A 4,621-nucleotide genomic window follows, 5' to 3' on the forward strand; every position below is an offset into this window, starting at 1 on the left:
CACCAATGCGCTGACCACCAATCTGACCTCGTTCTTTCGCGAGGCGCATCACTTCGAAGTGCTTGCCGAGTTGTTGAAGGCGCGTGGCCGGCAGACGCCGATCAAGATCTGGTGCGCAGCGGCATCCACTGGTGAGGAACCGTATTCGTTGGCGATCACTGCTGCCGAAGCGCTGGATTCGCTGACGCCATCGGTGAAGATCCTGGCCACCGACATCGACACCCAGGTGCTGGAAACCGCCCAGGCCGGCGTCTATCCCGAGGAGCGTGTCGACAAGCTCGATGATGCCCAGAAGCGGCGCTACTTCCGTCGCGGTGCTGGTGCCAATGCGGGCCGTGTGCGCGTCATCGACGAGCTGCGCGAGATGATCAGCTTCCGGCCGCTGAACCTGCTCGATGCCCGTTATCCAATGCGGGGTCCGTTCGACGCGATCTTCTGCCGAAACGTGATGATCTATTTCGACAAGCCCACGCAGCGCGACATCCTCGGCAAGATCGCACCGCTGCTGAGCCCGGACGGCCTGTTCTTCGCCGGCCACTCGGAAAGTTTCTTCCACGCCACCGACATCGTCACGTCCATTGGCCGCACCGTGTACCGGCGGACCGCTCGCTAACCATGTACGCGATCCGCAAGGTGCGCGACAAGGTGCAGGCGATCGCCGATCCGACGACCTATTACGACCCCAAGTTCGGCGCCCATGCGATGAAGGTGCTGCCGGGCGAATACGTGGCGACTGATCGCGACGTGATGCTGGTGACCGTGCTCGGTTCCTGCGTCTCGGCCTGCATTCGCGATCCGCTGGCCAAGGTCGGCGGCATGAACCATTTCATGCTGCCGGATATCGAGAACGCCGGTGCCGCCAACGAAAGCGCGCGCTACGGCTCTTACGCGATGGAAATGCTGATCAACGAATTGCTGAAGCGCGGCGCTGCGCGCAGCCGTCTGGAAACCAAACTCTTCGGTGGCGGCGCGGTGCTGGCCGGCTTCACGGTCTCGAACGTCGGCAAGCGCAATGGCGAATTCGTGCTGCGCTATCTGGCCACCGAAGGCCTGAGCGTCGCGGCCCAGGACTTGTACGACACCTGCCCGAGACGGGTTCACTACTTTCCGCTCACCGGCCGCGTGATGGTCAAGCGCCTTGCTTCCGCCAATGACACCGAAGTGCTGGCCAGCGAGCGTCTGTACCGCCACAAGCTCACCGAATCCCCGAACACTGGCAGCGTGGAGCTTTTCTGATGCCCAACAAGATCATCAAGGTCCTGATCATCGACGACTCCGCGCTGATGCGGCAGTTGCTGACCGAGATCATGTCCAGCGACCGCGAACTCGAGGTTGTCGGCGCCGCCCCGGATCCTCTCGTCGCCCGAGATCTGATCAAGGCGCTGAATCCCGACGTGCTGACCTTGGATGTCGAGATGCCGAAGATGGACGGCCTGACCTTCCTCGAGAACCTGATGCGGCTGCGGCCGATGCCGGTGGTGATGGTGTCGTCGCTGACCGAGAAAGGCGCGGAAGTGACCTTGCAGGCGATGGAGCTTGGCGCGATCGATTTCGTCACCAAGCCGAAGATCGATCTCGCGGCCGGCATGCGCAGTTACACGGCCGATCTGATCGACAAGGTGAAGTCCGCGGCCCGCAGCCACGTGCGGGCACCGGCTTTCCCGCGCCAGCCGTCGAAAGCGCCGCTGGCGAGCGTGGGCAACCGCTATCGCACCACCGAACGCCTGATCGCGATCGGTGCCTCGACCGGCGGCACCGAAGCGATCAAGGAAGTGCTGGAACGCATGCCGGCCGATGCTCCGGCGATCGTCATCACCCAGCACATCCCGGCGATGTTCTCCGGACCTTTCGCGGCGCGCATGGATCGCTCGTCGGCGATGTCCGTCTGCGAAGCGCGCGACGGCCAGCAGATCGTTCCGGGCCATGTCTACATCGCGCCGGGTGATCGCCATCTGGAAGTCACCCGCAGCGGTGCCCGTTACGTCACGAAGCTCACCGATGCGCCGCCGGAAAACCGCCATCGGCCGAGTGTCGACGTGCTGTTCAAGTCGGTGGCGCGTTATGCCGGTGCCAACGCCGTGGGCTGCATCCTGACCGGCATGGGCGACGACGGAGCCCGTGGCCTGCTCGAGATGCGCAAGGTCGGCGCCTCGACCGTGGTGCAGGACGAAGCGAGCAGCGTGGTCTGGGGTATGCCCGGAGCCGCATTCAAGCTCGGTGCTGCTGACCGGGCGCTATCGCTCGAATCGATCGCTCAGGAACTGCTGCGCCTCTGCAGTTCCGACCGACGGGCTGCTTGAGCGCGTGATGGCGCTCCAGTCCTGCCATCTGCGGCCGATAGCTCTGTAATGAACCTTTCGTTGAATTCCTGAAACCGTCCGCCCGAATCTTCTTCATCTTCCGATCACCTGGACCCTCCGACATGAACACCCTCGATCAACACACCTGGCTGCTGCCGTTGTCCGGCACCGTGGCAGGCGCGGCGCTGCAGATGGCCGCGACGCCGGCGGCAAGCTGGATCGGCGGTGCGCTCGTCGTCGCCGGCTGGGCCGCCTTCGCCTGGCGCAAGCAGCGCAGCGCCGGCAACCACCGCCAGCTCGCGGCGGTTCACGATGGCCAGTTGCAGCAGCATCGCCAGCTACTCGAAGAACTGCGCAGCGGCCTGGTCAATGAATCGGCCGGCGTGCAGCACGAAGTCGAACGGGTGCGGACGCTGATCCTCGAATCGGTACGCACGCTGGGTGGCGCCTTCGAGCAGATGAGCAAGCAGTCCCGCGCCCAGGAAACGGCGGTCGGCCGGATCCTGAGTCGTGCCGAGAGTGGTATCGGTGGGGCAGGCGGCAATGGCGTCGACGTGCAGCACTTCGCCCGCACCGCCAGCCAGTTGATGGAAGGCCTGGTCGACATCCTCGCCGGCGTCAGCAAGCAGAGCGCGAACTCGGTGCAGCACATCGATGCGATGGTCAAGCATCTGGATGCGATCTTCGAACTGCTGGGTGATGTGAAGACCATCGCCGATCAGACCAATCTGCTGGCGCTCAACGCCGCGATCGAAGCCGCACGCGCCGGTGAAGCCGGACGCGGTTTCGCGGTGGTCGCCGAGGAAGTGCGCAACCTGTCCGAACGCTCGACCAGCTTCAACGAGCAGATCCGCAAACTGGTGTTCAGCTCCAAGGATTCGATCGCCAAGGTGAGAGAAGCCGTCGGTGAAATGGCGACCCGCGACATGGGCGCCAGCATCCACGCCCGCAACGAAGTCGGCCGCCTGATGGCCCAGGTCGAAGAGATCAACGTCGCCGTCGCCGGCAGCGCCCGCGAAGCCCACGCCGCCGGCGAACAGATCAGCATCGCCGTCGGCCAGGCGGTGCGCTGCCTGCAGTTTGAGGACATCGCCACCCAGGCCCTGGGCGCTGCCCTGGTCCACGTCCGCCACTTGCACCAGATCGGCGACGAAACCCGCGGCCTGCAGGCGGTGCTGGTCAACGACGCATTGCCACAACCGGCCCGCCCGCCACAGTCTTTCGCAACACCCAGCTACGTCGCTCCGAAGCCCGCCCCCACGCCTGTGCCGGAAGCGGCGAACGACGACTGGCGAGTGCCGGCTCACAAGCCGGTGGCGCAGTTGTCGATGCAGGCGGGGGCGGTGGAGTTGTTTTGAGCGGCTGAAACAGCCCATCGGCTCAATACCAGCGTTGTGGCAGGAACGCGCCGGTTGCGTCGCGGTACCGGGCGTAGTCCGCAGCCATCACGCTGGCCTCGAACTTCTTCTCCTCGACCCGCGCCGCCGACACATAGATCGCCCCCATCGCCAGCAGCGGCATCAGCATCAGCGGCTGCAAGGTGGCGACGGGGACGGCGAGCCAGGCGAGCAGGTAGGCGGTGTAGAGCGGGTGGCGAATCCAGCGATACGGGCCGGTGCTGACCAGATGACGGGGTTCGTCTTCGGAGAACGCGAAGCTCAGCGGCTGGTTTCGGTTGACGCGAATGGCCCACCAGAACAGGGCGAGGCTGGCGGCACAGAGCAGCACGGCGGTCAGGCCGCCGATGACCGAGGCGACGCCAAACAGGGGAATGCCGCTCAGGCTGATGAAACCCAGCGTGGTGCCGAGCAGCTTGATGGTGTCGATGCCGCTGTTGCTGCCGCTGGGTTCGGTGAAGAAGCGGTACATGCCCCAGTTGAAGCTGAGCAGGCAGGCAGCGAAGGCGGTCAGCAGGCTGATCGTCCAGGCGTTGAATGTGAACAGCTCGGCCATCAGGCGGTCCTCCGTCGCGTGCGGCGGTTGCGGCTCATAAGGGCCAGTACCGAGGCGCGGGACAAGGCGGTGCCGATCCGGGCCGGGGTGCGGGCGATGAAGATCAGGCGGTCTTCTCGGGCTTCGTCGATGCCGAGCTGGGCGAACAGTCCGAACTGCTTGCGCTCGACGACGCGGGCGATGCGTTGGCGCTCGGCGGCGGAGTAGCGCGTGGCGGTGGCGATGCCGCACAGGGCGAAGGGGTGTTCGCCATCGGCTGCGGCCGGTGCGCCAAGGCGTTCGCGCAGCCAGTGCGCGTAGCGGGCGCCGTCGCGGCTATAGCTGCCGTCGCGACGCGGTTCGACGTCGGCGAGGTAACGCGATACGCC

General features: G+C 65.3%; 6 protein-coding genes. 4 read left to right on the top strand and 2 right to left on the bottom strand.

Annotated elements, in window-relative coordinates; all coding sequences use genetic code 11:
- The 4 genes from QZY06_RS01090 to QZY06_RS01105 all read left to right on the top strand — a co-directional run.
- Nucleotides 1-613: CheR family methyltransferase (locus tag QZY06_RS01090; RefSeq protein ID WP_295679078.1), on the top strand; the 613-nt coding region annotated here is incomplete at its 5' end.
- 2 nt (nt 614-615) lie between these two features.
- On the top strand, nt 616-1,236 hold the full coding sequence (cheD, locus tag QZY06_RS01095; RefSeq protein WP_273457326.1) for a chemoreceptor glutamine deamidase CheD: 621 nt from the start codon (nt 616-618) through the stop codon (nt 1,234-1,236).
- Nucleotides 1,236-2,300 (top strand): chemotaxis response regulator protein-glutamate methylesterase, encoded by a 1,065-nt coding sequence (locus tag QZY06_RS01100; RefSeq protein ID WP_295679084.1) that lies wholly within the window; start codon nt 1,236-1,238, stop codon nt 2,298-2,300. The genes cheD and QZY06_RS01100 overlap by 1 nt, the downstream gene beginning before the upstream one ends.
- 122 nt (nt 2,301-2,422) lie before the next feature.
- Nucleotides 2,423-3,658, top strand: a complete 1,236-nt coding sequence (locus QZY06_RS01105) for a methyl-accepting chemotaxis protein (RefSeq protein WP_295679087.1) — start codon at nt 2,423-2,425, stop codon at nt 3,656-3,658.
- A gap of 22 nt (nt 3,659-3,680) precedes the next feature.
- Here QZY06_RS01105 and QZY06_RS01110 read toward each other — a convergent pair whose 3' ends face one another.
- Both QZY06_RS01110 and QZY06_RS01115 read right to left on the bottom strand, forming a co-directional pair.
- A complete protein-coding gene (locus QZY06_RS01110) occupies nt 3,681-4,253 on the bottom strand; it encodes an isoprenylcysteine carboxylmethyltransferase family protein (protein ID WP_295679089.1) in 573 nt (190 codons plus the stop codon).
- Nucleotides 4,253-4,621, bottom strand: a 369-nt coding sequence (locus tag QZY06_RS01115; protein ID WP_295679093.1) for a hypothetical protein, incomplete at its 5' end; no start/stop codon positions are given. The genes QZY06_RS01115 and QZY06_RS01110, both read right to left, overlap by 1 nt.

The sequence above is a fragment of the uncultured Nevskia sp. genome (genome assembly GCF_903885465.1).
Taxonomy (GTDB): Bacteria; Pseudomonadota; Gammaproteobacteria; order Nevskiales; family Nevskiaceae; genus Nevskia.

What these genes read in the sequence shown, in the direction of transcription:
- cheD (WP_273457326.1), top strand. Translation starts at nt 616, where the DNA reads ATGTACGCGATCCGCAAGGTGCGCGACAAGGTGCAGGCGATCGCCGAT.
- QZY06_RS01100 (WP_295679084.1), top strand. Translation starts at nt 1,236, where the DNA reads ATGCCCAACAAGATCATCAAGGTCCTGATCATCGACGACTCCGCGCTG.
- QZY06_RS01105 (WP_295679087.1), top strand. Translation starts at nt 2,423, where the DNA reads ATGAACACCCTCGATCAACACACCTGGCTGCTGCCGTTGTCCGGCACC.
- QZY06_RS01110 (WP_295679089.1), bottom strand. Translation starts at nt 4,253, where the DNA reads ATGGCCGAGCTGTTCACATTCAACGCCTGGACGATCAGCCTGCTGACC.